The organism is Pseudorhizobium xiangyangii, from assembly GCF_020531965.1.
Taxonomy (GTDB): domain Bacteria; phylum Pseudomonadota; class Alphaproteobacteria; order Rhizobiales; family Rhizobiaceae; genus Neorhizobium; species Neorhizobium xiangyangii.
The window spans coordinates 52,059-75,425 of sequence record NZ_JAJAWH010000017.1 but is presented as its reverse complement, the minus strand read 5'-3'; the positions used below and the strand labels follow the sequence as shown (position 1 = coordinate 75,425).

The window sequence follows — 23,367 nt, the reverse complement described above, 5'->3', positions numbered from 1 at the left end:
CATATGTGCGAGTGCCGGCCAGAGCGAAGCTTGGTAGGGCAAACGTAAGAGAGGCCAATGCCTCCCCCGACGACGAGCGCCTGGAGCCAATAGGCCCCAGCACGACTTCGTGGCTCTGTTCCGCCATGGAGATCGAGGCTGCCTTTCGGACCCGCGCGAGGTTCAAGCTGCGAAGACGAGATATAATTCCCGCCACGACAGATAGCCACTGAGAGCCGCCGAGACCGGCAAAAGATGTCGCCTCGACCGGTGATCGCGTCTTCGTGGGCGGTACGAATGCTTGGGCCGACGCTAGCAAAATTGCTGCGCCGGCCCATTGACGTTTAGAACTCAGACCATTCCCGGTCTTGCTTTACGGCCGCATTGCCCTGAAACGCGTGAGCAATTTTCTGCCCCAACTTTCGGGCTGGCGATGTGACTGGGCGGCTGTGTGAGAGGTCAGTTTTGAGTGGAGAAGGAGCCTGGCTCTGTGAACCGCCACCCAGGGTAAACTGCGACATGAGTTGCGAGAGTGCGGCTGCCTCGTTGGCGAGACCATGGCTCGCGGCTGTGGTCTCTTCGACCATGGCGGCATTCTGCTGGGTGCCCTGATCCATGGTGTTGACGGCGGTGTTGATCTCCTGGAGTCCGATAGACTGTTCGCGGGACGCTTCGGCAATCGCATGCACATGCCGATTGATTTCCTGGACCTCCGAGACGATCACGCCAAGCGCCCGGCCTGCGTTCCCGACAAGCGTAACTCCGGTTTCCACCTGTGCTCCGGATGCGGTGATCAGCACCTTGATCTCCTTTGCGGCCTTGGCCGAGCGCTGGGCCAGTTCGCGGACTTCCTGGGCGACAACGGCAAAACCCTTCCCCGCTTCGCCTGCGCGGGCTGCCTCGACGCCAGCGTTCAGCGCAAGCAGGTTGGTCTGGAAGGCAATGTCGTCGATCACACCAATGATATTGCTGATCTCGTTCGATGACTGCTCGATCTGATGCATGGCCTGAACAGCGTTGCGGACCACCTCACCGGATTTTTCGGCTCCCTCACGTGTTCGCGCCACGAGCTGGCTCGCTTCGTTCGCGCGGCTGGATGCATCCTTTACGGTCGTGGTGATCTGTTCGAGCGCCGCGGCGGTCTCTTCAACCGAAGCTGCCTGCTGTTCGGTCCGTCGCGAAAGGTCATCAGCCGATGAGCGGATCTGGGTCGAACCGGCGGCGATTGCGCTCGCGTTGGCACCAACGGCCTGCAGGGCCTCGTTCAGCTTCGAAACAGCAAGGTTGAAATCCTGACGAAGGGCATCGAGTTCCGGCGTGAACGGCCGGTCGATGCGATGGGTCAGGTCTCCGTTAGCAAGTGAGACAAGTGCCTGGCCCAGGACCTGCACCGCGTTCTGGAGGTTGGCGGCCTCGACAGCCTTCTCCTTCTCCCTCTCGAGGCGTCCCGTCTCGCTCACGGACCGGTCCGCTTCCGCCTGCTGCTCCAGCCGCAGCCGGTCGATGGCACTCGTACGGAAGACTGCGACAGAGGCGGCCATTTTTCCGATCTCGTCTTTCCGATCGATACCCGAGATGGGGTCAGCGGTGTTTCCTTCGGCGAGAGAGATCATTCGCTCGCGCAGTCTCGCCAACGGGGCGGTGATGCCGGACTGGGCTACATACATGGACGCGATGATCGCTGCGAGGATGCCGACCACCATTACGATCAGGTCAAAGGTGATTGTGTTTATCGTGTCGTTGGTCAGGTCGCTACTTCCCGATAGCAGCGACTTCGTCATGGCATCGTTGTTGGAGACGAAAAGCGGCGTAATCTGGTCGAGGAAGGCGTAGACTTCAACGACAAATCCGTTCCCGACCTGCCGGTTGCCGCCGTTGAATGCGTCGAACGCCTTGTGTCCGATTCCACGCAAACTCTCCAGCCGTGCGATGATGTCATCACCTGCCGGCTTGCTCGCCGGCATGAGCTCAATGCTTTTCATCATCCGCTGCGCGGACGTGTCGAGAAACCGGTCGAACGTCTCCTTCGCTGCCATCATCTGCGGCGAGTTTGGGGCGAGTTCCGTGGCCCGTGCCACTTGCAGCACGGCGACCATTGACCCTCCGCTCGCACGGGAAGTCTCAAGTGCTGCCATTGCGTCGTTCGATATGAAACGGCTGAAGGCTACGTCTGTGTTCCAGAACTCATTGCTCAGCCGGGCCAGCCCGACGCAGGCAACCAGCGACAACAGTAGAATGACGGAAAGGATTTTGATCTTGATGGTCGTGTTCTTGAGCATGTGGATGACCTGGTGATTACGGGAATGAGTGCACACGGAGCCATCAAGCGACGAACGCGTTGATGCTGAATGCTGGCTATGTGGGGGAGGAATCTTCGTGACGAAGGATGACGATCTGCTTCATGCCATCGACAGGGTCGACATCGTCAAATTAACATTAGAACAACAACATTAAGATCGGGCTAACGCAGTAAAGACGAAAACGCATACCTATCGGCAAGCTCCGCATGGACCATGGGTCGAGTCTGATCGGGGACGGCAGGTTAAGCTGAGCCAAAATCAAATTGCCGATATACATCGAGGTCGGTTGGCAGGGCTCTACCGTACTCGCCGATTGAGTTCCCCTGAAGATACTCCATCGACGAGCCAGACGCGCTTATCCTTCCTCTCCCGGTCAGGCCGGACGGAAATCGAATTCTCACAATGACTTGTTGGGAACGTCTAGATTGAGACCTGCTCTCCGAGCTCAACGACGCGATTTGGTGGAAGCTTGAAATAAGCCGACGGATCGATGCCGAAACCGGCCAGCGCGATGTACAGCTTCTCCTGCCAGCGAGGCAGTCCCGTATTCGGCGATTCAATCAGGTTGCGGCGTCCGAGATAGAACGAAGTCTGCATGATCTCGAACTTGAAGCCCGCCTTCTTGCAGAGCAGAAGGGCCTTGGCGACGTTGGGCTCGTCCATGAAGCCGAAGGTGATGTCGATGCGCACAAAGCGCTTGGAAAGCTTCCTCATCTCGACGCGATCCCGGTCGGCCACGTAGGGTTTGTCCTGTGTCCAGATCGTCAGGATGACGTTCTGTTCGTGCAGTACGTGATTGTGTTTAAGGTTGTGCAGAAGGACCGATGGCGTCTTGTCCGGCACGCTCGTCAGGAAGACTGCCGTCCCCGGCACGATGACGGGCGCATTGGGAGACGCGCGATCGATCGAGCCTTCCAGCGAGGCAACGAAAGTCGCAAGCGGCACGTCGCTCCTGGAAATTTTCTCCCGTAGATGCTTCGATCCCTTGGTCCATGTCCACATGACCAGCATGATGACAATTGCGAGCGCGACAGGCACCCAGCCGCCGTCATGGATCTTGATAAGATTGGCCCCGAGAAACACGGTTTCGATCAACAGCAGCGGCAAGAGGAAAGCGGCAGCGGTAAGCGTGGAAAAGCCCCGGACTGTACGTAGGAATTGGAATGCCATCAGCGTCGTGACGACCATGGCTCCGGTCACGGAGATGCCATAGGCCGTCGCCAGTGATTCCGAATCCCCGAAGGAGAAGATCAGGACGATCACGCCAATAAACAGGATCAAGTTCACTGCCGGAACGTAGATTTGTCCTGTGTTTGTTTCCGATGTGAACTTGATCATAAGACGGGGTAGGAAGCCGAGATGAACGGCCTGACGTGCGAGCGAGAACGCGCCCGTAATGACCGCCTGGCTGGCAATGACGGTCGCCATTGTCGCTAGAATCACCATCGGCAAGAGCGCCCATTCCGGATACAGCATGAAGAAGGGGTTCTCGATCGTGGAAGGGTGGCTGAGTACGAGGGCCCCTTGTCCCAGGTAATTAAGGCCCAGTGCCGGAAAAACGAGGATGAACCATGCCGCACTGATAGGCTTGCGGCCAAAGTGGCCGAGGTCGGCGTAGAGAGCCTCGGCGCCTGTAACCGTCAGGAACACCGCACCGAGAACGACCAATCCCGCCCAGCCCGCATGGGTGATGAACCAGAGCGCGTTGATCGGATTGACTGCCTCGAGGATCGTCCAGTCGTCGCCGATGTGGATGAGGCCGCCCCAGGCCATGGCCAGAAACCAGACAACGGTGATAGGGCCAAAAAACTTCGAAACAGCGGCTGTTCCCTTCGACTGAACGGCGAAGAGCCCGACCATGATCGCTGCCGATAGGGGTAAAACATAGGCGGAGAAGGCGGGCGTCACGAGCTTCATGCCCTCGAGTGCCGACATGACTGAAAGGGCGGGTGTAATCATGGCGTCGCCAATGAACAGTGCCGATCCGATGAGGCCTGCGAAGAACAGAACCGGCATGTAGCTTCCGGCCTTTTTCATCAGCAAAGCGAGGAGCGACAGGGTGCCGCCCTCACCGTCGTTGTCGGCACGGAGCAGAAACAGGACATACTTAAAGGTGACAATAATTGTCAGCGTCCAGATCATCAGCGAGATCAGGCCGATCACGTGCTCTTGCTGCACCCCGTTCGCGGTGAACGGGCGGAGCGCTTCACGAAATGCATAAAGGGGGCTTGTGCCGATATCGCCATAGACGACGCCGATAGATCCGAGCAGCAGCACGAGGAACCTGCGCCTCTCCGATTGCGGACCGGCAGTAGTGACATGCGATGTCGTCATAAGATCTCCGGGCAGGCAGCCGAGGAATTTTCGCGGCCTTATATGCGCATCGCGGGAGAAGTGGCAAATAGACTCATATAGAATCTTGATGCAAAACAGAAACTGTCCCCATCGATTTCCTATCGGGATGGGTTCACTTTCGCTCCTGTCATAGGCAGCGCTTTCTACATGTGTCCAAGGACGACCACACCCTCCAAAGCTTCTTGAACCTGAGAGGAAGCAGTGGCTGACTGGTTTGGCGTCCTTCGCAGCTTGGTCTACCCCCGGCGCGACTTCGACGGCAGGCGTGCTGATGGATATATGCGCGCCTCCAGCGTGATCCTTGGAATGCTCGGGGTGGCTGTCGGTGTGCTGCTGACTGCGCGCTTTTTCGCGCCGGTCGCTGCTTTAACGGCAAGGCAATGAAGCGACACAAATCCATATAAGATCTTTATTTCTTCCTCATTTTTCCCGTCTCGCTTTCCTATGCGGCCCGGGAGCATACCGTCCGTCAGATGCGGACACGCATCCCCCTATCAGACACACAGCAAGGCGCCATCTGGCAGGTGGCTTCATGTCGTCTGGTTGCGCGCACACGTCAGGAGTCCAGACATGTTGGATATCATTCTACTTGGCACGGCAGTCGCGTTCTTCGTGCTCTGCTTTGCCTACACGCGCCTGTGCGACAGGCTTTGAAGGAGCGACCGATGTTCTTCGATTACGCATTGAGCGGTGCTGTCACCGTCCTGATCGCCGCTTACCTGGTCTACGCCCTCATTCGTCCTGAACGCTTCTGAACAGCGAAAACTGAAAGTTTTCCCCCATGACCCTCAACGGATGGCTACAGATCCTCGTCTTCTGCGGGATCCTTATCATTCTCGTCAAACCGCTCGGTGCCTACATGACCCGGGTGTTTTCTGGCGAGCGCACCTTTCTTTCTCCTGTCCTCGCTCCCGTCGAGCGGGGACTCTATACTTTGGCAGGCACCAATGAGCGCGAAGAACAGCATTGGACTGCCTACGCATTCGCGCTTCTGATGTTCAACCTCGCTGGTTTCCTGATGCTCTACGGCATCCTGCGCTTCCAGTACGTTCTGCCGTTTAATCCGGCAGGCATGTCTGCCGTCGGGCCGGACCTTTCGTTCAACACGGCCATCAGCTTCGTCGCCAACACCAACTGGCAAAGCTACGGCGGCGAAAGCACGATGTCGTATTTTAGCCAGATGGTCGGCCTCGCTGTGCAGAACTTCGTCTCTTCCGCCACCGGCATGGCAATCGCCATCGGTCTGATCCGCGCCTTTGCGCGCGCTTCTGGCAAGTCGATCGGCAATTTCTGGGTCGATATGACCCGTGCTACCCTCTATATCCTGCTGCCGATCTGCATCGTGCTGACGCTCGTCTATGTTTATCTTGGGGTGCCGCAGACCTTCGGCGCATACGTCCGGGCAACGACGCTCGAGGGCGCACAGCAGACGATTGCATTAGGTCCGGTCGCATCGCAGCTGGCCATCAAGATGCTCGGCACCAATGGCGGCGGCTTCTTCAACGCCAACTCGGCGCATCCCTTCGAGAACCCCGACAGCATCTCTAACATGCTGCAGATGCTGTCCATCTTCGCGATCGGCGCGGCGTTCACGAACGTCTTCGGCCGCATGGTCGGCAACCAGCGCCAGGGCTGGGCGATCCTTTCCGCGATGGGTATCCTGTTCATCATCGGCGTCGCCGTCGTCTACTGGGCCGAAGCCTCCGGCAACCCGATCATGCATTCGCTCGGTCTCCAGGGCGCAAACATGGAAGGCAAGGAAGTCCGCTTTGGTATCGTGATGTCGTCGCTCTTCGCGGTCATCACCACGGCGGCCTCCTGCGGCGCGGTCAACGCCATGCATGGCTCGTTCACGGCGCTCGGCGGCCTGATTCCACTGATCAACATGCAGCTCGGCGAAGTCATTGTCGGCGGCGTCGGTGCCGGCTTCTACGGCATCATTCTCTTCATCATCATCGCCATCTTCGTTGCGGGCCTGATGGTCGGCCGCACTCCGGAATATCTCGGCAAGAAGATCGAGGCGAAGGAGATGAAGATGGCGGTGCTCGCGATCCTCTGCCTGCCGCTCGCCATGCTCGGCTTCACGGCCATCGCAACGGTGCTGCCTTCGGCGGTCTCGTCCATCGGCACAGCAGGTCCGCACGGCTTCTCGGAAATCCTCTACGCCTACACGTCGGCTGCGGCCAACAACGGCTCGGCTTTCGGCGGCCTGTCGGCCAACACGCCCTGGTTCAACACGACGCTTGGCCTCGGCATGCTTATGGGGCGCTTCCTGGTCATCGTTCCGGCGCTTGCCATCGCCGGTTCGCTGATCGGCAAGAAGAGGGTTCCGACGTCGGCCGGCACGTTCCCGACCGACAGCGGCCTGTTCGTCGGCCTGCTCGTCGGCACGATCCTGATCGTCGGAGGACTGACCTTCCTGCCGTCTCTGGCACTTGGTCCGGTCGTCGAACACCTGGTCATGATCGCTGGCCAGACCTTCTAAGCCAGTAGAACCGGGGAGTTTCGTCATGAGCATCCGCCAGGCACTCCGCAGACAGGCAGCCCTTGCCTCGCAAAAGCGAGGCAAGGAGCCCGGGAGATGGGTCGCCTCCAATGTAATCCTAGCGATGGCGATCGTCCTCTTTGCCGCCGTCTGCACAATTGAAATCCTAAAGGGCTGATCGTCGCCCCGGTCTACCCTCTCAACGCTGGAGCCTCTTATGAGCCGAGCAAATTCCGCGAGTATCCTTGATAGTCGCATAGTACTTCCCGCCGTGGGGTCCGCTTTCACCAAGCTAAACCCTCGTACTCTCGCCAAAAATCCGGTCATGTTTGTCGTGGCCACGGTATCGGCGCTGACTTCGGTCCTATTTCTTCGCGACCTTGTCACAGGCAGCGACGATCTCGGCTTCTCGTTCCAGATCAACTTGTGGCTCTGGTTCACAGTATTGTTTGCCAATTTCGCCGAAGCTGTCGCCGAGGGACGTGGCAAGGCTCAGGCGGATTCGCTCCGCAAGGCACGCACGGAGACCCAAGCCAAGCTCCTGTCCAATGCCAATGGTACCGACTACAGACAAGTGCCGGGCACCAGCCTCAAGGTCGGCGACGTCGTCCTGGTGGAAGCGGGCGATATCATTCCTTCCGACGGCGAGGTCATAGAAGGCGTCGCCTCCGTGAACGAGGCTGCCATTACAGGTGAGTCCGCCCCGGTCATCCGAGAATCCGGTGGGGACCGTTCGGCCGTCACCGGCGGTACGCAAGTCCTCTCCGACTGGATCCGAGTGCGTATCACGGCTGCTGCAGGATCAACCTTCATCGACAGGATGATCTCCCTCGTCGAAGGTGCGGAACGGCAGAAGACACCGAACGAAATCGCACTCAACATTCTGCTCGCAGGTATGACGCTGATCTTCGTCCTAGCTACGGCAACAATCCCGAGCTTTGCGTTCTACGCTGGCGGCTCGATCCCGATCATTGTGCTTGTGGCTCTCTTCGTGACCCTTATCCCGACCACGATTGGGGCGCTCCTTTCGGCCATCGGCATTGCCGGCATGGACCGTCTCGTTCGTTTCAACGTGCTTGCCATGTCCGGACGTGCTGTCGAGGCAGCAGGCGACGTTGACACGCTGCTTCTCGACAAGACCGGCACAATCACGCTGGGCAACCGCCAGGCCACCGAGTTTCGTCCCGCCAAGGGCGTAACTGAGCAAGAACTCGCCGACGCGGCCCAACTGGCTTCGCTTGCTGACGAAACGCCTGAAGGTCGTTCGATCGTCGTGCTCGCCAAGGAGAAGTATGCAATCCGCGCCCGCGATATGCAGAACCTCCATGCAACCTTCGTACCGTTCACAGCCCAGACACGCATGAGCGGTGTGGACCTCGACGGTTCGTCGATCCGCAAGGGTGCGGTCGATGCGGTACTCAAATACGTCCGTCTTGGTCATGTCGCCGGGGGCGCCAGCGCAAGCGAAGGGTCGATCAAGGAAGTCGAGGCGATTGCCAGTGACATTGCAAGGGTCGGCGGTACGCCGCTTGCGGTTGCCCGTGACGGCAAGCTCCTCGGCGTCATCTACCTCAAGGACATCGTCAAGGGGGGGATCCGGGAACGGTTCACCGAGCTGCGCAAGATGGGTATCCGGACAGTAATGATCACCGGGGACAACCCGATGACGGCAGCAGCGATTGCTGCGGAAGCCGGCGTGGACGATTTTCTGGCGCAGGCGACACCCGAGAACAAGCTGCAGCTCATCCGCGAGGAGCAGGCAAAAGGCAAGCTTGTCGCCATGTGCGGCGACGGCACCAACGACGCCCCTGCACTCGCGCAGGCCGATGTCGGTGTCGCGATGAATACCGGTACGGTCGCTGCGCGCGAGGCCGGCAACATGGTGGACCTTGACAGCGATCCGACGAAGCTCATCGAGATCGTGGAGATCGGCAAGCAGTTGCTGATGACCCGCGGTGCGCTGACGACGTTCTCCATCGCGAACGACATCGCCAAGTATTTTGCGATTATCCCAGCGATGTTCCTTTCGCTTTACCCTGAACTCGGCGTTCTGAACATCATGGGCCTGTCCAATCCCCAAAGCGCCATCCTCTCGGCAATCATCTTCAACGCGCTGATCATCATTGCGCTGATCCCGCTGTCGCTGAGGGGCGTCAAGTACCGAGCTGTTGGTGCCGGTGCGCTTCTATCCCGTAACCTGCTGATCTACGGCCTCGGTGGCATCATCGTCCCGTTCATCGGCATCAAGGCGATCGACGTGGTCATTACCGCGCTCGGCCTAGCCTAAGGAGCAATTGAAATGTTGACACAACTCCGCCCGGCGATCGTGATGATTTTAGCTACCACGGTCATCACCGGCCTGATTTATCCCTTCGCAATGACTGGTATCGCTCAGGCAGTCTTTCCTTCGCAAGCAAACGGCAGCCTCATTGAGAGAGACAGCCAGGTCATTGGCTCTGCCCTGATTGGCCAAGCCTTCACCGGCGACCAGTACTTCCGGGGACGCCCTTCCGCTGCAGGGGATGGATATAATGCGGCGTCATCCTCCGGTTCCAATCTCGGTCCGACCAACAGCAAGCTGATTGACCGGGTGACGGCGGATTACGAGGTCGCCAAGGCATCTAACCCGACTGCGGAAGTACCGATCGATCTGGTTACCGCCTCGGGAAGTGGGCTTGATCCGCATATCTCGCCGGAAGCCGCCTACTTCCAGGTGCCACGCATTGCCGGCGCGCGCCAGATGGACGAGGCCGCTGTACGGGTACTGGTCGATGAACACATCGAGGGCCGTCAGCTCGGCTTCCTAGGAGAGCCAGTCGTCAACGTGTTGGCTCTGAACATCGCGCTTGACGGCGCTAATCCTTAATCGCGGTCCGGCGGCCATCTGAATGGTGGCCGCCGCCCGTCCAGAAGACAGATACTCCATGCCCGAGGACAGTCGCGAGATGAATGGCAGGCCATAGCCTGCTGCGCTCCTGGAACAGGCGCAACGTGAGGAACGTGGTCGCTTCAAGATATTCCTAGTTGCGGCGCCTGGGGTCGGCAAGACCCATGAAGTGTTATTGTCCGTCATCGAGACCCATGGTCGCGAGGAAACACAAGCCCTAGTGGACGGCTTCGAGGTCATCCCGCGCATGTCGGACATGACCTCCTCGCTCTTTGGCGCAGCGAGGGGAGCACGCTGCCGAGCATCATCCTGTCGAGCCGTACAGACGAGGCAGGATATTCAGGGCGCTGGAGCTCGGTGTGGACGACTGCATCACGAAGCCGTTCCGCACGAACGAACTGGTGGCCCGTATCCGGGTGGCCTTGAGGCATCGCCTCCCGTCGCGGGGAGAAGAGCGTGTGTTCCAGACAGGCGGACTTTCTGTCGATCTCGTCAAGCGCATCGTCAAGGTCGCTGAGGAGGAAGTGAAGCTCTCACCTAAAGAATACCAGGTGCTGCGCCTGCTCGGCAGCATGCCGGCAAAGTTCTGACTGATGGAGAAGGTCTGGGATGGACAGAGCGACGTGCAGGATCTGCGTGTATATGTGCGGCAGATCCGACAGAAGATAGAGAAGACTCCGGACCAGCCTCAGCACATTCTGACGAGGCCGGAGTGGGTTACCGCCTGACGGAAGCGACCTGAACTTTTCAACTATGTGAGGTTTGTTATGCAACTGAGCGACTATCTGTCGCCGGAGGACATCGTCATTGATCTGGCGTTCAACTCAAAGAAGGATCTGCTTGCGCGGTTAGCGGATCTGGCCTCGAAAAGGTGCAATCTTGGTCGGGCCGGGATTGCACATGCGCTGACGGATCGCGAGGGTCTTGGCTTGACGGGGATCGCCATTCCTCATGCGATAATCGACGGCTTGGATAAGAGCGTCTGCATGTTTGTGCGTTTGTCGCGGCCGCTCGATTTCGAGGCAGTCGATGAGATTTCTGTCGATCTTATCGCTCTGTTGTCACCGCCGGACATGCAGCAACAGTGTTTGAACATCCTCTCGTGTATCGCACGGCGTCTCCGTAGCGACCGTCTGAACTCTGCAGTTCGTACCGCGCGAACCGCCGAAGAGGCATACATCCTGTTGATCGCGACCGATGGCAACATTGGTGAGCCGTCATCCTCATCTGACGGAGGAGCCGTGACGAGTAGCAACCAACTCGTTCGGCAATTCACCGGAACGCGAGCCCTAAACTACCACTACCCGACGTGCGTAAGGAGTGGTAATCTCTGACATGTCGGGATTTGACCTCCAGTGGGTTGGTAATGGCAGACACGCGGCCGGTGACGTTCGCTTCACGCGGCGTGAAACCTTTGCGCTCGGCTTGTGTATGTGCTGCCTGCCGGCACACGGCTCGGCTGCTCACACGTTTTCATTGAATGATCTCGGAAACGGCCTCTTCGTTCGGGAAGCACCGCACGAGGAGGCGACATTGGCTAACATGGGCGCCATTGCCAATACCTGCTTCATCATCGGACGCGACAGCGTGCTTGTCATAGATCCCGGCGGCAGCGTCACAGATGGCCGGTGGCTTCTTTCGGAAATCAGAAAGCGGACGGCCAAGCCGATCCGGCATGTCGTGATGACCCATGTCCATCCAGATCACTGCTTCGGTGCTGAAGCTTTCGTCGATGAACAACCGGAATTCATAGGCCATGCCGCTCTGCGGCCGGCGTTCGATGCGCGAGGAAGCTTTTATCACCAGCGTCTCGTCGAGATGCTTGGGCCGGAGAATGTAGGCCGTCTCGTCTATCCTACGCGAGAGATCAGCGATGTCGCCGAAATCGATTTAGGCGACCGTCTCATCCGGATCATCGCGCACGGGGCCGCACACACGGACTGCGACCTTTCCCTGTTTGATACATCGACAGGGACGCTGTTTCCCGCGGACCTGCTTTTTGTCGATCGCATCCCATCTCTGGATGGAAGTCTTTTGGGATGGTTGAGGGAAGCCAAGCGGCTCAGTGCCATCGCCCCTGCCCGCGCTGTGCCGGGACATGGGCCGGCAATGGTGGATTTCGAAGCGGCCATGGCGAGACAACTTCGCTACCTGACAGCCCTGCATGACGGGACCCGCAGGGCGATTGCTGCGGGCATCGCGATAAACGAAGCCAGCAGAACGGTCGCCGCGGACCAAGGTGAAGGCTGGATATTGTTCGAGGATTACAACGGCCGCAACGTCATCCAGGCTTACAAAGAGCTTGAATGGGAATAACGCCCCGCCCAGCAAGGAGGAGGAGAATATGACACGGACATTGAGAACGGTTTTTGCGGCGGCTCTCGTCACGGCGTTCTGCGGCGGCTCAGCGAGCGCCACGGATCCATCCCAGCCGGATGCCGGCCGGGAAAAGCGCTGGCAGGAGATTGCCGGCTATCTCTTCGATGACCGCGATATCGTGCCGACCGATACACTGATTAAGATCGATGCGCCGAAGCGCGCCGAGGATGCTGCGCTCGTGCCGATCACCCTGACCATGCCGGAGAAAGACAAGATCAAGTCGGTCTATCTGGTGATCGACGACAACCCTGCGCCGCTTGCTGCGCATGTTACCTTTGGACCGGCCGCCGATCCCGGTGCGCTGCAACTACGCGTCCGGATCGACACCTACACGAACGTCCACGCTGTCGCCGAGACAAAAGATGGCAAGCTGTTCTCTACGGCCGTCTTCGTCAAGGCATCGGGCGGATGCTCTGCGCCTTCCGGACCAAGTGATGTGGAAGCAATGAAGGGGATGGGCGACATGAGGATGAAGTTCGCGAAGGGCGTCGAGAAAAAATCCTCCGAGGCAACGCTGATGATCCGGCATCCGAACTTCAACGGCATGCAGATGAACCAACTCACCCGGCTGTACACGCCACCGCGCTATATCGACAAGGTGACTGTCTCCCACGGCGACCAGACTGTTCTGGACATTGTCGGCGATATCTCGCTCTCCACCAATCCGGTGCTCAGCTTCAACTTCATGCAGACCGATGGTCAACCGATGACGGTTGTCGCATCCGACACCAAGGGAAGCCGGTGGGAGCAAAGTTTCCAGGTCCCTTCGGCGATGCACTGAAAGGAACGGACATGTTAGGGCCGACTGGATTTCTTATGAGGCTTGTCACTTCACTTGCTGTTTCGTTCTTTCTGGTCACCATAGGCCCAGGGCATTCGTGGGCCGAAGTGCAAGAGCCGAGCGGCTTGTGGAGTGGGCCAATGCGGGGGGAGACGCCGACAACCCTGAAGGGCGCCGTGGTCATCGACCTCGCGGGCCTCGAAGCCCTGATTTCGAAACAGCCGTTACTTGTGGATGTCGGTCTCGCGGATAAGAAGCCGGAGAATTTCCCCCAGGATCGGCTTTGGCTTCCGACCCATCGCTCTATCCCAGGCGCGGTCTGGTTCCCGGGTGGTGGCGCAGCGGCACTTGACGCGGAGAAAGAGGCGGCCTTTCTTCGCCGCGTGGATGAACTCGTGCAGGGCGATCGATCAAGGCCGATCGTTACATTCTGCCGCCCGAACTGCTGGGGCAGTTGGAACGCAGGCAAGCGGCTGGTGATGAAGGGCTATACCGGCGTTCACTGGTTCCCCGGCGGAATAGACAAATGGCAGGAGTTCCATGACACCGTTGCGGTCGAGCCGGACAAGGCTTGGGACGCTTCGATGCCCAAATGATGCAATCCGACTACCTCCTCTCGCGAATTCACAGAGATCATATGCCACGATCTGCAGCGCAAACGTGCCGGCTTGGCCGGCACTGCTCGAGGTTCGCAGACCGGCATAGGTCGGGTTTACGTCAAAAGGCGGCGGTGCATTCGCGTCGCGAGAGCGTAGAATTCATGGTCTAGCCGACACCAGGGTGGCGCCATGGGCAAGTTTGCGTTCTTCGCACTCACGCTATTGATCTCAACGCAAGCCCTTGCGCAGATCGGTGATCGGTACGAGTTCCATGCGCGGGCGACCGAGCTCTCAAACCACGTCTGGAGGGTTCATGGCATCGCTGTCGATACCCAGCAAAACAGGGCGTGGTGGTGCGTCTACTACGTCAACGTGCGGACGATCGGCACAAGGCTTGAGTGTCTGCGACGATCGGTCCCGTCGACAGAAATTGATCCAAGCCGGTCTGGTGGAGTTTGGATACCTGCATCGCGCGGTAACACTGATCCGCCGAAGGTTGCGTGGTCGATTGAACCGGATACGGGGATCGTCGAAGCCTGCATTTTGGTCACCAAGATGACTTGCAAGGCTGTTCGGCTCGGATCGTTTCCGAAATTGCTGGAGGCTGGGCCGGCTGCACCGATATACAGATAGGGTTGGAATATTGCAGCATGTGGTGGACTGCGGCGGCGTTGCCGAGTTCGTCCAAGCGTCGCATGAATTTCGAGCAGCGATGCAATGTGTCGAGAAGATCGACAGCCGGCACTGGAGCCGGGTCCTGCGCTACATGCAGTACTTCCTTACCCATCCGCAGCAATAGATCTTCAGCCAGCGTCGGCTAATGTGCGCTGTATGCGCCGTCGACAAGGTGGTAACTTCCCGTGATGAAGCTGGCCTGCTCGGACAGCAGAAAGCAGACGAGCGCGGCAACCTCCTCCGGTTTTCCTTGACGACCCATTGGCTGTAGTGCCTTCATTCGTCGGCTATTGCCCAGTTCGGCCTGCCTCGCCAAAAGCGGGGTTTCAATCCAACCAGGGCCAACTGCGTTGATACGAATGCCCTGCCTTGCGTACTCGATGGCAGCAACCTTTGTCAGTCCCACGACACCGTGTTTGGCCGCCGTGTACGCCGCAGTGGTCGGCAACCCCACGGAACCAAGCACAGATGACATGTTGACGATGGCGCCACCGCCCGTTTCCTGCATGGCAGCAATCTCGCACTTCATGCAATAAAAAACGCCGTTCAGGTTAACGTCTATCACTCTTGCCCACCCATCAATCGGGTAGTCCGCTGTCACGGCACATGTGCCATCAATACCGGCATTGTTGACAGCCAGGTGGAGGCCTCCACATCTTTTGACGGTAAAATCTACCATCTTCTGCACCGCATCCGTGTCCGTCACATCGACAGTCACGGCATGGGCAAGTCGCCCATCTGCACAGATTTGTTCGCACACGCTCTGCGCCGCATCGCCATTCATGTCGGCGACGACGACTTCAGCGCCTTGTATTGCCAACCGCCGGCAAATGGCTGCACCGATGCCCGAACCACCACCGGTGACAATTGCAACCTTTCCCTCTAGTTCGAGCATTATTTCATCAGATCTCCAGCGTGCGTTGCCGGTAATGGAACAGAGGCGGCCAAACGGCGCAAGCAATTTCGTGAATTCGGATCCCGACCATGATCTGCATATCCGACTGCCGTTGTCCGATCTGCCCTGGTTTATGAAGCTGTTCAACCGGGCCAATTTGCCTGACGAGTGAAGCTTGACTGCCGCTCGGAAGCGTCAGTTCTTGCCGCCCTCCTCGGCGTTCAGCCTCTGCCTAGACACAGCGGCATGCTAGGCATAGTATATCCTCCTGAAGTACCCGTACCGCCTTCTTGAAGAAACATTCTGCATACTCAAGACTTTACGATGTCGCCGTTGCGCCTCCCGGCGTCAAACAGCAAGTACCAAGGGACACATCCAACTACTCATAGGTAGACATGGGCAAAAACCTCCTGACAAGGCGGGCGTTCGGCATCGGCAGTTTGGCTTTGTTGACATCCGGCTGCGCCTCAAACTACAGGTCGCCGGATTCGATGTCTGATTACCAGGTGCCGCGCCAATATCGTAGGCGCCGGGTGCGTTATGACGGACGCGAGCTTCCGGGAACGATTGTGGTCGATACATCGGAACGGTATCTTTACTATGTCGAAGGCGGCGGCATGGCGACCCGGTATGGGGTGGCGGTAGGAGAAGCCGGTCTTTCACTTAAGGGCGAAGCCACGGTTGGACGAAAGGCGGAGTGGCCCTCCTGGACGCCGACGGCCAGTATGATCGCGCGAAAGCCCCGACTGCAACAATATGCGGGTGGCGTCGAAGGTGGGTTACACAATCCTCTCGGTGCCGCGGCGCTTTACCTCTATCGCGGCGACCAGGATACCTTGTACCGGCTGCACGGGACCAATGAACCCTGGTCAATCGGTCAGGCGGTGTCCAATGGGTGCGTCCGGTTGACCAACGATGACATCGTTGAGCTTTACGAACGAACACTGCTTGGAACGAAGGTGCTGATTATCTGAAATGTCTCCTCCAGCGAATCCTTGTCATCGGTCAAACCTCGCCATTCACCCGAACAAGCATATCCTCGCCTGAGGCGACTTGCCTTCAAGGCATCTTCTTCAGAAATTCAATGTATTAACGATGTGATCTTTTTGCACTACCGCTCTACAAATTTTGCAGTTATTAGTGGAACTGTTGCGCTTTGAATACCTATTCCATGACGAGGAGAGGACATCTTCATGAGCAGACTTCTGATCGTAGCAATTGCAGTGCTTTCTGTCGGCAGCTTGAGTGCCTGCGGATCAATTGGCAAGGGGAAGGGAAAAGCCCCGCCGCCGGTGGCAGCTGAGACGGCTCCCATTTACAAATAGCTTCCAAACATTGGCGTGGGGAAGCGTCTGACGGTGCTTCCCCAGCTAAACGGCTCGCGCCCGTCGATAGAATCTATCGATAGCAGCCTTTAGAGGCGTTCGGGTCGACTTACATCGCGTATGTCGTGCATGGGAAGTGGAGCGCATTCATGACGCTAAGGATTGGCCCAGCACTGCTGGTGATCTTTCTTTCCCTCGTGCTCGCATCTTGCCAAGGGGATGACAAACCACCCCAGCCGCGCTTCGTCAGCAATTACCTCGCCACATCCGGCTCGCAGACAAAGGTCGCGCAAAGTGGCTATTTCATAGAATTCCGCTCGCGCTATGCCCTAACCTACGGGCACTCCTACGTCATTTTCGGAAAGCTGGACAAAAACGGCCGGACAATGAATCAGGAAGTGGCGGGTCTTTCTCCTGCCACCAATGATCCGACACCATATGTCATAGGACACTTTGTGCCGGTGCCGGCGGAGACCGGAGCAACCGATGGCGACCTGGAGGAAGAGTACCGCTCGGCAAGCTGGCGTGTCATGCTGACAGAGGCCGAATACCAAGACGTGGTAGCTCATATCCGCGAATTGAAGGTCAAGTCCAAGGTTTGGCTTGCATCGGTCAGCAATTGCAATGCCTTCGTAGCAAGCATCGCGCGCTCGATGGGGTACAAAACCCCCTCGATCTGGCTTCGCCCGCAAGAGTTCATAACCAGACTTCGCGAGATCAACGGTGGGTAAGGCAATGATCGGAATTTACTCGACGGCACTGGGTGCTGCCCTACACCGTTCGGTGGCCTAGAATGGACACGTGGGTAGGGACCGCCGGCGAAATCTTCTGGGTGCTCGGCATCATTGCCTGGTATGTCATCCGCTACCCTTTCGAGCGCCGCGCCAAGCGTGTGCGGGTCGTGGAAAGCCGCCGCTCTGTGACCGACATGATCGGCCTCGCCGCAGCTGTTTTGGGACAGGGCGTTATTCCGGGATTTTACGTTGTTACTGGCCGACCGGTCGCAGCCGACTATCCTGCCTACGCCTGGGCCGTTGCCCTTGGGGCATTGCTGTTTATGTTTGCCATGTGGGTTTTTCGAAGAACGCACAAGGAACTTGGCAAGAACTGGTCCATCACGCTGGAAATTCGCGACAAGCACACCCTGGTGAGCGGTGGACCATACGCTCTCGTTCGTCACCCCATGTACAGTTCATTCCTGTTGATAGCGCTGGGGCAGGCATTTCTATTGTCGAACTGGTTCGTAGGGCTTGCCGGCCTCGCCGGTTTTTCGATCCTTTTTCTGCTTCGGGTCGCCAAGGAGGAGCGGATGATGATGGAGACCTTCGGCTCCAGCTACGGCGACTACATGAAAAGGACCAAGCGGATTATCCCCTATTTCTATTGAGGTGCCATAATGAAAGGCCGACACCAGAAGATCTCCGCACCCCGCCGGCTAGTGGGAGATCTCCTTCGGTTTTCGGTAGCCATTCCCCGTGTCACGGTGCAACGGCGCATGAACCTTGCCCCCCTTATCGAGGCGCGGGCGAGACAATCGAAGAGGCCGACCTGGACAGTTCTCTTCCTGAAGGGGTTTTCCCTCCTCGCACAGGAAGTGCCGGAACTGCGTCGTGCCTACGTCAAATTTCCCTGGCCACGGTTCTATGAGTATCCGGTTAGTGTCGCCTCCATCGCCCATGAACGTGAGCTTGATGGCGAACGCATCGTCCTGCTTGGAACAGTCAAGGCACCCGAACACCGAACAATCGCGGATCTTCAGGCCGTGGTCGATGCAGCGCGATCGCGTCCTGTTCTGGAGATCAAGGAGTTCAGGCGAGCTCTGAAATTCGCACGGCAGCCACTTCCCATCAGATGGATATTGATGTGGCTCGGCCTCAATATCGGCCGCAGGCGGACTCGTCATTTCGGTACGTTTCAGCTCTCAGTCTATTCGGGCCTCGGGGCGGAATCGCTTAACCCCTTGACGCCCCTGACCACGCTTTTGAACTGGGGGCCGATCGATGCGGACGGGACGGTCAATGTTCGTATTCTCTACGATCATCGGGTCATGGATGGAGCGAACGTTGCGCGCGCGCTGGTGCGCTTCGAGCAAATATTGAACGATGCGATCGTCGCCGAAGTGAACGACCTATCCGACGACGGCACGAATGAGAGCGCCTCAATGAGGGGAGCAGTATGAGCGTCAGCGGCGAGCCTCGGCCAGCGACTGTGGTTGTCGGCGCTTCCCGGGGGATCGGCCGGGCGATTGCGAAGGTCGCGGCGGGCGACCGGGGGCCGGTGGTCATCATAGCCCGTTCACTTGATGGGTTGACTGCTGCTGCCTCCGACGTTCGGGACGCCGGGGGCGAGCCCTATATGCTTCAATTGGACCTTCTTTCTTTGGATACCTCAGCGCAGCTTGAGGATTTCCTTACAAGCAATCGCCTGCTCTGTGATGTCCTGGTCAACAGCGCAGGATACGGCCTCCGCGGGGCGGCCGCGGCACTTCCGAGTGGTAGCCAGCTCGGAATGATCGACGTCAATATCCGCGCATTGAGCGATCTGACGCTGCGCTTTCTCCCGGGAATGGTCAATCGCAGGCGTGGTGGCGTAATCAATCTCAGTTCGATTGCCAGCTTCTCTCCCGGGCCGAACATGGCCGTTTACTATGCGAGCAAAAGCTTCGTTCGCTCGTTTTCCGAGGCTCTTCATGAGGAACTGCGCCACACCGGGGTCATCGTAACATGCGTGGCACCTGGGCCTGTTGACACGGAGTTTCTCGCCCGATCCGGTGCGGGACGCGCGGCGCTGTTCAAGATCCTTCCCAGGCTGACATCAGACTTTGTCGCTAAACGCGCCTGGCGTGGTTTTAAGGCTGGCCGGCGCCTGGTCATACCTGGCGCGTCTGCAAAACTGGCGGCACTAACCGCATCTGTGCTTCCTTCGGCAATCCTTCTTCCGCTCATCCACCGCTTGCAGCACCGCAGCAGCGATCCCTGCCGCTGCGGTTCGGGCCTCAGGTTTAGCGAATGCTGCGGCAAAGGCGGCATGAGATCGTCTCACACTCATCGCGGATGATTAGTTGGGCGACGCGCCGATGCCGATTGTCTGCACATCCGTCAGGCCGTTTGGTTCGCGTGTGGGAGGCCCGACCGATTCTCCGATAACGGCTCCAAGCCACCGGAACCGCCAACTCCGATTCAGTGGGACAAAGATCAAGACCTCAACCAGAAGAAGCACCATCTTCGTGAGGGCGTTTGTGGGGAATAACACGAGGTTGTGCGCCGGGCTTTCCAAGTATGAAGCTGAAGACTGGCTCAGGCTGCCCTTTTTCGGTGACGTGCAGAACCGGTGGAGCGCTTGCTGTTGCCTCTGCGAGGTCAGCAAGCAATGCCGGCGATATCGCCAGTGCGCACGAAAAGGCTTGATGTGGCCGCGTTGTCAATTCTCGCAAGAGCGCGCCGGCGCGTCCGGCGTGGCGCATTGCGGCGCTACGTTTGCGCTCCCGGATCTTCACGCCGGACGCTGAGAGTAGGATTAGTCCTTTGAGCAATGCGCGCATTGGACTGCCTTTTTCCGCAACCTGCCAGAGCGCTTCCCAAGCCTCATGCGCTTCCCAATAGTAGCCATGGTTGAAGAGGTCCTGCCCCCATGCGAACTCGTCCGAATCCAGTGAAACGGTAACCTGCGCGGGTTGGACATTGTAGCTGTGACCTGCAGGATCCCGGACGGGATGTGGACCTCGACCCGGCAAGTACGCGTAATGGGGAAAGGATCTATCCGCAAGCAAACGAGGACGCTCCATAACCGTACCAATCCTGGAAGTGGCTCCCCGGCTAGCATGCCCTGAAGCTACGAGGCGGACAAGCCGTGGCCATGACGTGCTCGATCGCGGCATCAAGCACGTTGGCAGATCATCACCGTTAACAAACGAAAGCCGCCGGGAAACGGCGGCTTTCCAATTCAAGATAATAAGCGGACCTCAGCCGCGCTTCATTGCGCCGTTTTCCCAGCCCTCGAACTTGCCGGTAAAGAAATCGACGTTCTTGAAGCCCAGAAGCGACAGGACCGTGTAGCTGTGGGTGAGTTGGACGCCGCCACGGGTGAAGAGGACGATCTTCTTGTCCGGGGTAACGCCGACTTCCTCGTAAAGCTTGCGAAGTTCGTCGGTGCTCTTCAGGACGCGGTTTTCATCGAGCGTCGAATCCCAGAACACATTGACGGAACCCGGAATCTGGCCGGCGCTGTAATCCGACGGTGCGCGGACATCGACGACGATGACGTCCGGAGTGGCAGCCAGTTCCTTGACCTGTTCGGCGGTGAGGAATTTCGGCCCTTCGGCGTTGCCGAGGTCATTGCCTTCGAAGGCATAGTTGCCGAGCGCGAGCGACTGGCCGGCCTTCGGATCGCGGCTCCACTCATCCCAGCTCTCGTCATAGATACGCACGTTGGTATAGCCGAGATTGCGCAGGGCGATGTAGTTGTTCGCCGCAGCCACGCCGCTGCCGCAATAGGACAGGATTTCCTTGGTCTTGTCGATGCCGCGCGACGCGAGCAGGTTGTTGATGACGTCCTGCGGCAGGATCTTCTTGTCCTCGGTCAGGAGGCGAGCGGCCACCACCGACTTCGCGCCGGGGATATGTCCGTCGACGAAGGCGTCGGAGTTGCGGCCGTCCACGATAACAGTATCCTGGGACTTCAGCTTCGATTCCACGTAAGCCTTGTCGACGCGCACGTCATGCTTGTCTGTCAGCTTGAACTCGGACTTTGCGACGTCCACCGCATCGGTCGACAGATCGCCGCCAAAGCCGGCGACACCGCCATCCAACACATGAATGTTCTTGAAGCCGGCATATTCGAGGGCGATGAAAGCCCGGCCCGGAAGCGAATTCGTATCATAGATCAGGAGTGTATCGCCGGCATTCAGGCCCGCTGCAGAGATTGCCTCTTCAAAGACCGCATCTTCTGCGAACTCGTTACGGATGCCGTCGCGCTCTGAAACGTTGAGCTTGGCCCAAGGCAGGTTGACTGCGCCGGGGACATGCCCCTTCTCGAAGGCTGCCGGCTGTCGCGAGTCCACGATCTTCCCGCCCTTTTCGGCAAGTTCCTTGAACTGTGCCTCGTTGACGATGATCGGGTAGCCTTCCGACTGGGCCAGTGCTGCCGCGCTGAACATCAATGGCGGTGCAACCGTGCTGAGGACGGGAGCCGTCACCACGGCGAAAAGGGAAAGTGTGCTGGCGGCCAGCAGCTGTTTGAAGGCAATATGGGACATCGGTCACTCCTAGAATTTGCCATGGGAAAGTCGGATATTTCGCTGTCGGTAACAATCAATTCGCTGCCAATTATCGGACGGGGTGGAGCAAATATTGCTCCAATCAGCGGAATTTTCGGCCGTTCAATTTGCGACGGCCCGTTCCCAGCCGGTGAGCGAGGCTTCCCAGCCGGGAAACGCATGCAGAAGCGCAACCTGGATGGAACGGTCGATACCGAACCAGATGGCCAGGCCGACCAGAAGGATGCAGATCCCCGTCACTTGCTGAATCCGCACACTATGCCGCTTCAGCCAGCCTGTTCGGTCGTAAAGTCTTTTTCCGAGAAGCACCGCGAGTGCCATCGGCAATGCCGTACCAAGGCTGAACGCCGCCGCGGTCAATGCTGACTGCAAGCTTGTCTGTTGATTGAGAGCCAACGTGATCACCGCCGCCATGATCGGCCCGACGCACGGCGTCCACGCCAGGCCAAGGCCGGCACCCGTGAGAAGGCCACCGGCAAATCCTCGTGACCTGCTGGCGCCGGAGGAAAAGGATCCCGTCAGGAGCGACGCCGTCATCTCGAAACGGGCCTTCAGGGCAGGTATGGCGAGCACGGCTCCCATCACGATGAAGACAAGGGCTGCGGCCGTCCTGTGAATGTCGGGCGAAATCGAGAATTGCCTTACCAGCAGGCTAAGCAGCAACGTGATGCCGGTGAAGAATGCTGCAAAGCCGATGATGAGGCCGAGCGGGCGCCAACGCCCGTCGAGCGTGGAGCTTGCCAGTATGACGGGCAGAAGCGGAAGGACGCAGGGCGAGAGAATAGTAGCGACGCCTGCCGCGAATGCGAAGAGAAGGTTCATTGCGTGCGAACGTTCTCATTCAGACCGGCAACCCCGCCGGCATTCCAGAGCTTGGCGCTGTTTGCTTCATGGTCAAGGAGGACAAACGTGTCCTGATAGGTGACGCCGTATTTCGCCTTCAGATCGGTTTCCTGGTCGTAGTCGGCAATGACGACCGTGACATCCGGATCGACGTCTGCCCATTTTTCCGAAAGTTCGGTCAGTGTGAGGATGCAGTTCGGGCACCAGGTTGCGAAGAAGAAGACGACGGTCTTGCCGTTCTTCGCCAAGGCTGGGAGATCCGTGTCCGCTGAATACTGAACCAGTTTTGCCTGACGCGCTTCTTCTGCGTGAGCCGCAGTGGGGAAGGAGACTGTGGGGATGGAAAGGGAGCCCAGGACAGAGGCGGCAAGAGCCGCCTGACGCAACAGAGTAAATATCACGGAGCATTTCCCTTGCCAGAACAGGCCGGCAAAATATCCGGTGCCGCACCAGCCCTAAAGGAACAAAAACCTCATTATGCTGACGATGCAGGTGGAAATTTCCCGAAAATGGCCACCTAAGAGAGATGAGTTATTTTCTGCCAAGGGCATTCCATGGGATAAGACCCGTTCATCGCAATCGGACGTAA

General features: G+C 58.4%; 21 protein-coding genes and 2 pseudogenes. 16 read left to right on the top strand and 7 right to left on the bottom strand.

The window, feature by feature from the left end; translation table 11 throughout:
- Positions 1-323: 323 nt before the first annotated feature.
- Positions 324-2,258: a methyl-accepting chemotaxis protein gene (locus tag LH464_RS16230; RefSeq protein WP_226787440.1), complete on the bottom strand. Its 1,935-nt coding sequence runs from the start codon at positions 2,256-2,258 to the stop codon at positions 324-326.
- 441 nt (positions 2,259-2,699) lie between these two features.
- Positions 2,700-4,613 carry a potassium transporter Kup gene (locus tag LH464_RS16225; RefSeq protein ID WP_226787439.1) on the bottom strand — a complete coding sequence of 638 codons (1,914 nt, stop codon included), beginning with the start codon at positions 4,611-4,613 and terminating at the stop codon, positions 2,700-2,702.
- A gap of 686 nt (positions 4,614-5,299) precedes the next feature.
- Between LH464_RS16225 and kdpF the strand changes: the two genes are divergently transcribed.
- The 10 genes and pseudogenes from kdpF (at position 5,300) to LH464_RS16175 (ending at position 13,762) form a co-directional block, all read left to right on the top strand.
- A complete protein-coding gene (kdpF, locus tag LH464_RS16220) occupies positions 5,300-5,389 on the top strand; it encodes a K(+)-transporting ATPase subunit F (RefSeq protein ID WP_226787438.1) in 90 nt (29 codons plus the stop codon).
- Positions 5,390-5,415: 26 nt separating this feature from the next.
- The gene (gene kdpA / locus LH464_RS16215; RefSeq protein WP_226787437.1) at positions 5,416-7,119 is read left to right on the top strand and encodes a potassium-transporting ATPase subunit KdpA; all 1,704 of its coding nucleotides are present in this window, start codon (positions 5,416-5,418) and stop codon (positions 7,117-7,119) included.
- 217 nt (positions 7,120-7,336) lie between these two features.
- Positions 7,337-9,406 carry a potassium-transporting ATPase subunit KdpB gene (gene kdpB, locus LH464_RS16210; RefSeq protein ID WP_226787436.1) on the top strand — a complete coding sequence of 690 codons (2,070 nt, stop codon included), beginning with the start codon at positions 7,337-7,339 and terminating at the stop codon, positions 9,404-9,406.
- Between the two features lie 12 nt (positions 9,407-9,418).
- On the top strand, positions 9,419-9,985 hold the full coding sequence (kdpC, locus tag LH464_RS16205) for a potassium-transporting ATPase subunit KdpC (protein ID WP_226787435.1): 567 nt from the start codon (positions 9,419-9,421) through the stop codon (positions 9,983-9,985).
- A gap of 109 nt (positions 9,986-10,094) precedes the next feature.
- Positions 10,095-10,256 (top strand): annotated as a pseudogene (locus LH464_RS16200) (hypothetical protein); the annotation flags it as partial.
- A pseudogene (locus tag LH464_RS16195) lies at positions 10,241-10,748 on the top strand (winged helix-turn-helix domain-containing protein); the annotation flags it as partial. The pseudogenes LH464_RS16200 and LH464_RS16195, both read left to right, overlap by 16 nt.
- A 25-nt stretch (positions 10,749-10,773) precedes the next feature.
- On the top strand, positions 10,774-11,340 hold the full coding sequence (locus LH464_RS16190) for a PTS sugar transporter subunit IIA (RefSeq protein WP_226787434.1): 567 nt from the start codon (positions 10,774-10,776) through the stop codon (positions 11,338-11,340).
- 97 nt (positions 11,341-11,437) lie between these two features.
- Positions 11,438-12,322 carry a quinoprotein relay system zinc metallohydrolase 2 gene (locus LH464_RS16185; protein ID WP_390624996.1) on the top strand — a complete coding sequence of 295 codons (885 nt, stop codon included), beginning with the start codon at positions 11,438-11,440 and terminating at the stop codon, positions 12,320-12,322.
- Positions 12,323-12,350: 28 nt separating this feature from the next.
- Positions 12,351-13,166 (top strand): quinoprotein dehydrogenase-associated SoxYZ-like carrier, encoded by an 816-nt coding sequence (locus LH464_RS16180; protein WP_226787432.1) that lies wholly within the window; start codon positions 12,351-12,353, stop codon positions 13,164-13,166.
- An 11-nt stretch (positions 13,167-13,177) separates the two neighbouring features.
- The gene (locus LH464_RS16175) at positions 13,178-13,762 is read left to right on the top strand and encodes a rhodanese-like domain-containing protein (RefSeq protein WP_315859670.1); all 585 of its coding nucleotides are present in this window, start codon (positions 13,178-13,180) and stop codon (positions 13,760-13,762) included.
- An 820-nt stretch (positions 13,763-14,582) separates the two neighbouring features.
- On the opposite strand, the gene LH464_RS16170 is transcribed toward LH464_RS16175, so the two are convergent.
- Positions 14,583-15,338, bottom strand: a complete 756-nt coding sequence (locus LH464_RS16170; protein ID WP_226787486.1) for an SDR family NAD(P)-dependent oxidoreductase — start codon at positions 15,336-15,338, stop codon at positions 14,583-14,585.
- 392 nt (positions 15,339-15,730) lie between these two features.
- On the opposite strand from LH464_RS16170, the gene LH464_RS16165 reads away from it, so the two are divergent.
- From LH464_RS16165 to LH464_RS16140, 6 genes are all read left to right on the top strand, one after another.
- Entirely contained in the window at positions 15,731-16,309 is a 579-nt protein-coding gene (locus LH464_RS16165; protein ID WP_226787430.1) for a L,D-transpeptidase, read from the top strand.
- Between the two features lie 219 nt (positions 16,310-16,528).
- Positions 16,529-16,660, top strand: coding sequence for an ABC transporter (locus tag LH464_RS16160; protein ID WP_226787429.1), 132 nt, complete (start codon positions 16,529-16,531; stop codon positions 16,658-16,660).
- 149 nt (positions 16,661-16,809) lie between these two features.
- A complete protein-coding gene (locus tag LH464_RS16155; RefSeq protein ID WP_226787428.1) occupies positions 16,810-17,391 on the top strand; it encodes a hypothetical protein in 582 nt (193 codons plus the stop codon).
- Between the two features lie 62 nt (positions 17,392-17,453).
- Positions 17,454-18,047, top strand: a complete 594-nt coding sequence (locus LH464_RS16150) for a protein-S-isoprenylcysteine O-methyltransferase (protein WP_226787427.1) — start codon at positions 17,454-17,456, stop codon at positions 18,045-18,047.
- Positions 18,048-18,056: 9 nt separating this feature from the next.
- Positions 18,057-18,839 (top strand): hypothetical protein, encoded by a 783-nt coding sequence (locus tag LH464_RS16145; RefSeq protein WP_226787426.1) that lies wholly within the window; start codon positions 18,057-18,059, stop codon positions 18,837-18,839.
- Positions 18,836-19,717, top strand: coding sequence for an SDR family NAD(P)-dependent oxidoreductase (locus LH464_RS16140; protein ID WP_226787425.1), 882 nt, complete (start codon positions 18,836-18,838; stop codon positions 19,715-19,717). The genes LH464_RS16145 and LH464_RS16140 overlap by 4 nt, the downstream gene beginning before the upstream one ends.
- Positions 19,718-19,862: 145 nt before the next feature.
- Here the strand turns inward: LH464_RS16140 and LH464_RS16135 are convergent, their stop codons facing one another.
- The 4 genes from LH464_RS16135 to LH464_RS16120 all read right to left on the bottom strand — a co-directional run bounded on the left by LH464_RS16135 (position 19,863) and on the right by LH464_RS16120 (position 23,179).
- Positions 19,863-20,444 carry a DUF309 domain-containing protein gene (locus LH464_RS16135; protein ID WP_226787424.1) on the bottom strand — a complete coding sequence of 194 codons (582 nt, stop codon included), beginning with the start codon at positions 20,442-20,444 and terminating at the stop codon, positions 19,863-19,865.
- Positions 20,445-20,621: 177 nt separating this feature from the next.
- Entirely contained in the window at positions 20,622-21,914 is a 1,293-nt protein-coding gene (locus tag LH464_RS16130) for a sulfurtransferase (RefSeq protein ID WP_226787423.1), read from the bottom strand.
- 123 nt (positions 21,915-22,037) lie between these two features.
- Entirely contained in the window at positions 22,038-22,757 is a 720-nt protein-coding gene (locus LH464_RS16125) for a cytochrome c biogenesis CcdA family protein (protein ID WP_226787422.1), read from the bottom strand.
- Complete coding sequence (locus LH464_RS16120; RefSeq protein WP_226787421.1) at positions 22,754-23,179, bottom strand: TlpA family protein disulfide reductase; 426 nt, start codon at positions 23,177-23,179, stop codon at positions 22,754-22,756. Before LH464_RS16120 ends, LH464_RS16125 begins: the two co-directional genes overlap by 4 nt.
- Positions 23,180-23,367: the final 188 nt, after the last annotated feature.

Excerpts from the sequence above, each read along its gene's own strand:
- LH464_RS16230 (WP_226787440.1), bottom strand. The coding sequence starts at position 2,258 with ATGCTCAAGAACACGACCATCAAGATCAAAATCCTTTCCGTCATTCTA.
- LH464_RS16225 (WP_226787439.1), bottom strand. The coding sequence starts at position 4,613 with ATGACGACATCGCATGTCACTACTGCCGGTCCGCAATCGGAGAGGCGC.
- kdpF (WP_226787438.1), top strand. The coding sequence starts at position 5,300 with ATGTTCTTCGATTACGCATTGAGCGGTGCTGTCACCGTCCTGATCGCC.
- kdpA (WP_226787437.1), top strand. The coding sequence starts at position 5,416 with ATGACCCTCAACGGATGGCTACAGATCCTCGTCTTCTGCGGGATCCTT.
- kdpB (WP_226787436.1), top strand. The coding sequence starts at position 7,337 with ATGAGCCGAGCAAATTCCGCGAGTATCCTTGATAGTCGCATAGTACTT.
- kdpC (WP_226787435.1), top strand. The coding sequence starts at position 9,419 with ATGTTGACACAACTCCGCCCGGCGATCGTGATGATTTTAGCTACCACG.
- LH464_RS16190 (WP_226787434.1), top strand. The coding sequence starts at position 10,774 with ATGCAACTGAGCGACTATCTGTCGCCGGAGGACATCGTCATTGATCTG.
- LH464_RS16185 (WP_390624996.1), top strand. The coding sequence starts at position 11,438 with ATGTGCTGCCTGCCGGCACACGGCTCGGCTGCTCACACGTTTTCATTG.
- LH464_RS16180 (WP_226787432.1), top strand. The coding sequence starts at position 12,351 with ATGACACGGACATTGAGAACGGTTTTTGCGGCGGCTCTCGTCACGGCG.
- LH464_RS16175 (WP_315859670.1), top strand. The coding sequence starts at position 13,178 with ATGTTAGGGCCGACTGGATTTCTTATGAGGCTTGTCACTTCACTTGCT.
- LH464_RS16165 (WP_226787430.1), top strand. The coding sequence starts at position 15,731 with ATGGGCAAAAACCTCCTGACAAGGCGGGCGTTCGGCATCGGCAGTTTG.
- LH464_RS16160 (WP_226787429.1), top strand. The coding sequence starts at position 16,529 with ATGAGCAGACTTCTGATCGTAGCAATTGCAGTGCTTTCTGTCGGCAGC.
- LH464_RS16155 (WP_226787428.1), top strand. The coding sequence starts at position 16,810 with ATGACGCTAAGGATTGGCCCAGCACTGCTGGTGATCTTTCTTTCCCTC.
- LH464_RS16150 (WP_226787427.1), top strand. The coding sequence starts at position 17,454 with ATGGACACGTGGGTAGGGACCGCCGGCGAAATCTTCTGGGTGCTCGGC.
- LH464_RS16145 (WP_226787426.1), top strand. The coding sequence starts at position 18,057 with ATGAAAGGCCGACACCAGAAGATCTCCGCACCCCGCCGGCTAGTGGGA.
- LH464_RS16140 (WP_226787425.1), top strand. The coding sequence starts at position 18,836 with ATGAGCGTCAGCGGCGAGCCTCGGCCAGCGACTGTGGTTGTCGGCGCT.
- LH464_RS16135 (WP_226787424.1), bottom strand. The coding sequence starts at position 20,444 with ATGGAGCGTCCTCGTTTGCTTGCGGATAGATCCTTTCCCCATTACGCG.
- LH464_RS16130 (WP_226787423.1), bottom strand. The coding sequence starts at position 21,914 with ATGTCCCATATTGCCTTCAAACAGCTGCTGGCCGCCAGCACACTTTCC.
- LH464_RS16125 (WP_226787422.1), bottom strand. The coding sequence starts at position 22,757 with ATGAACCTTCTCTTCGCATTCGCGGCAGGCGTCGCTACTATTCTCTCG.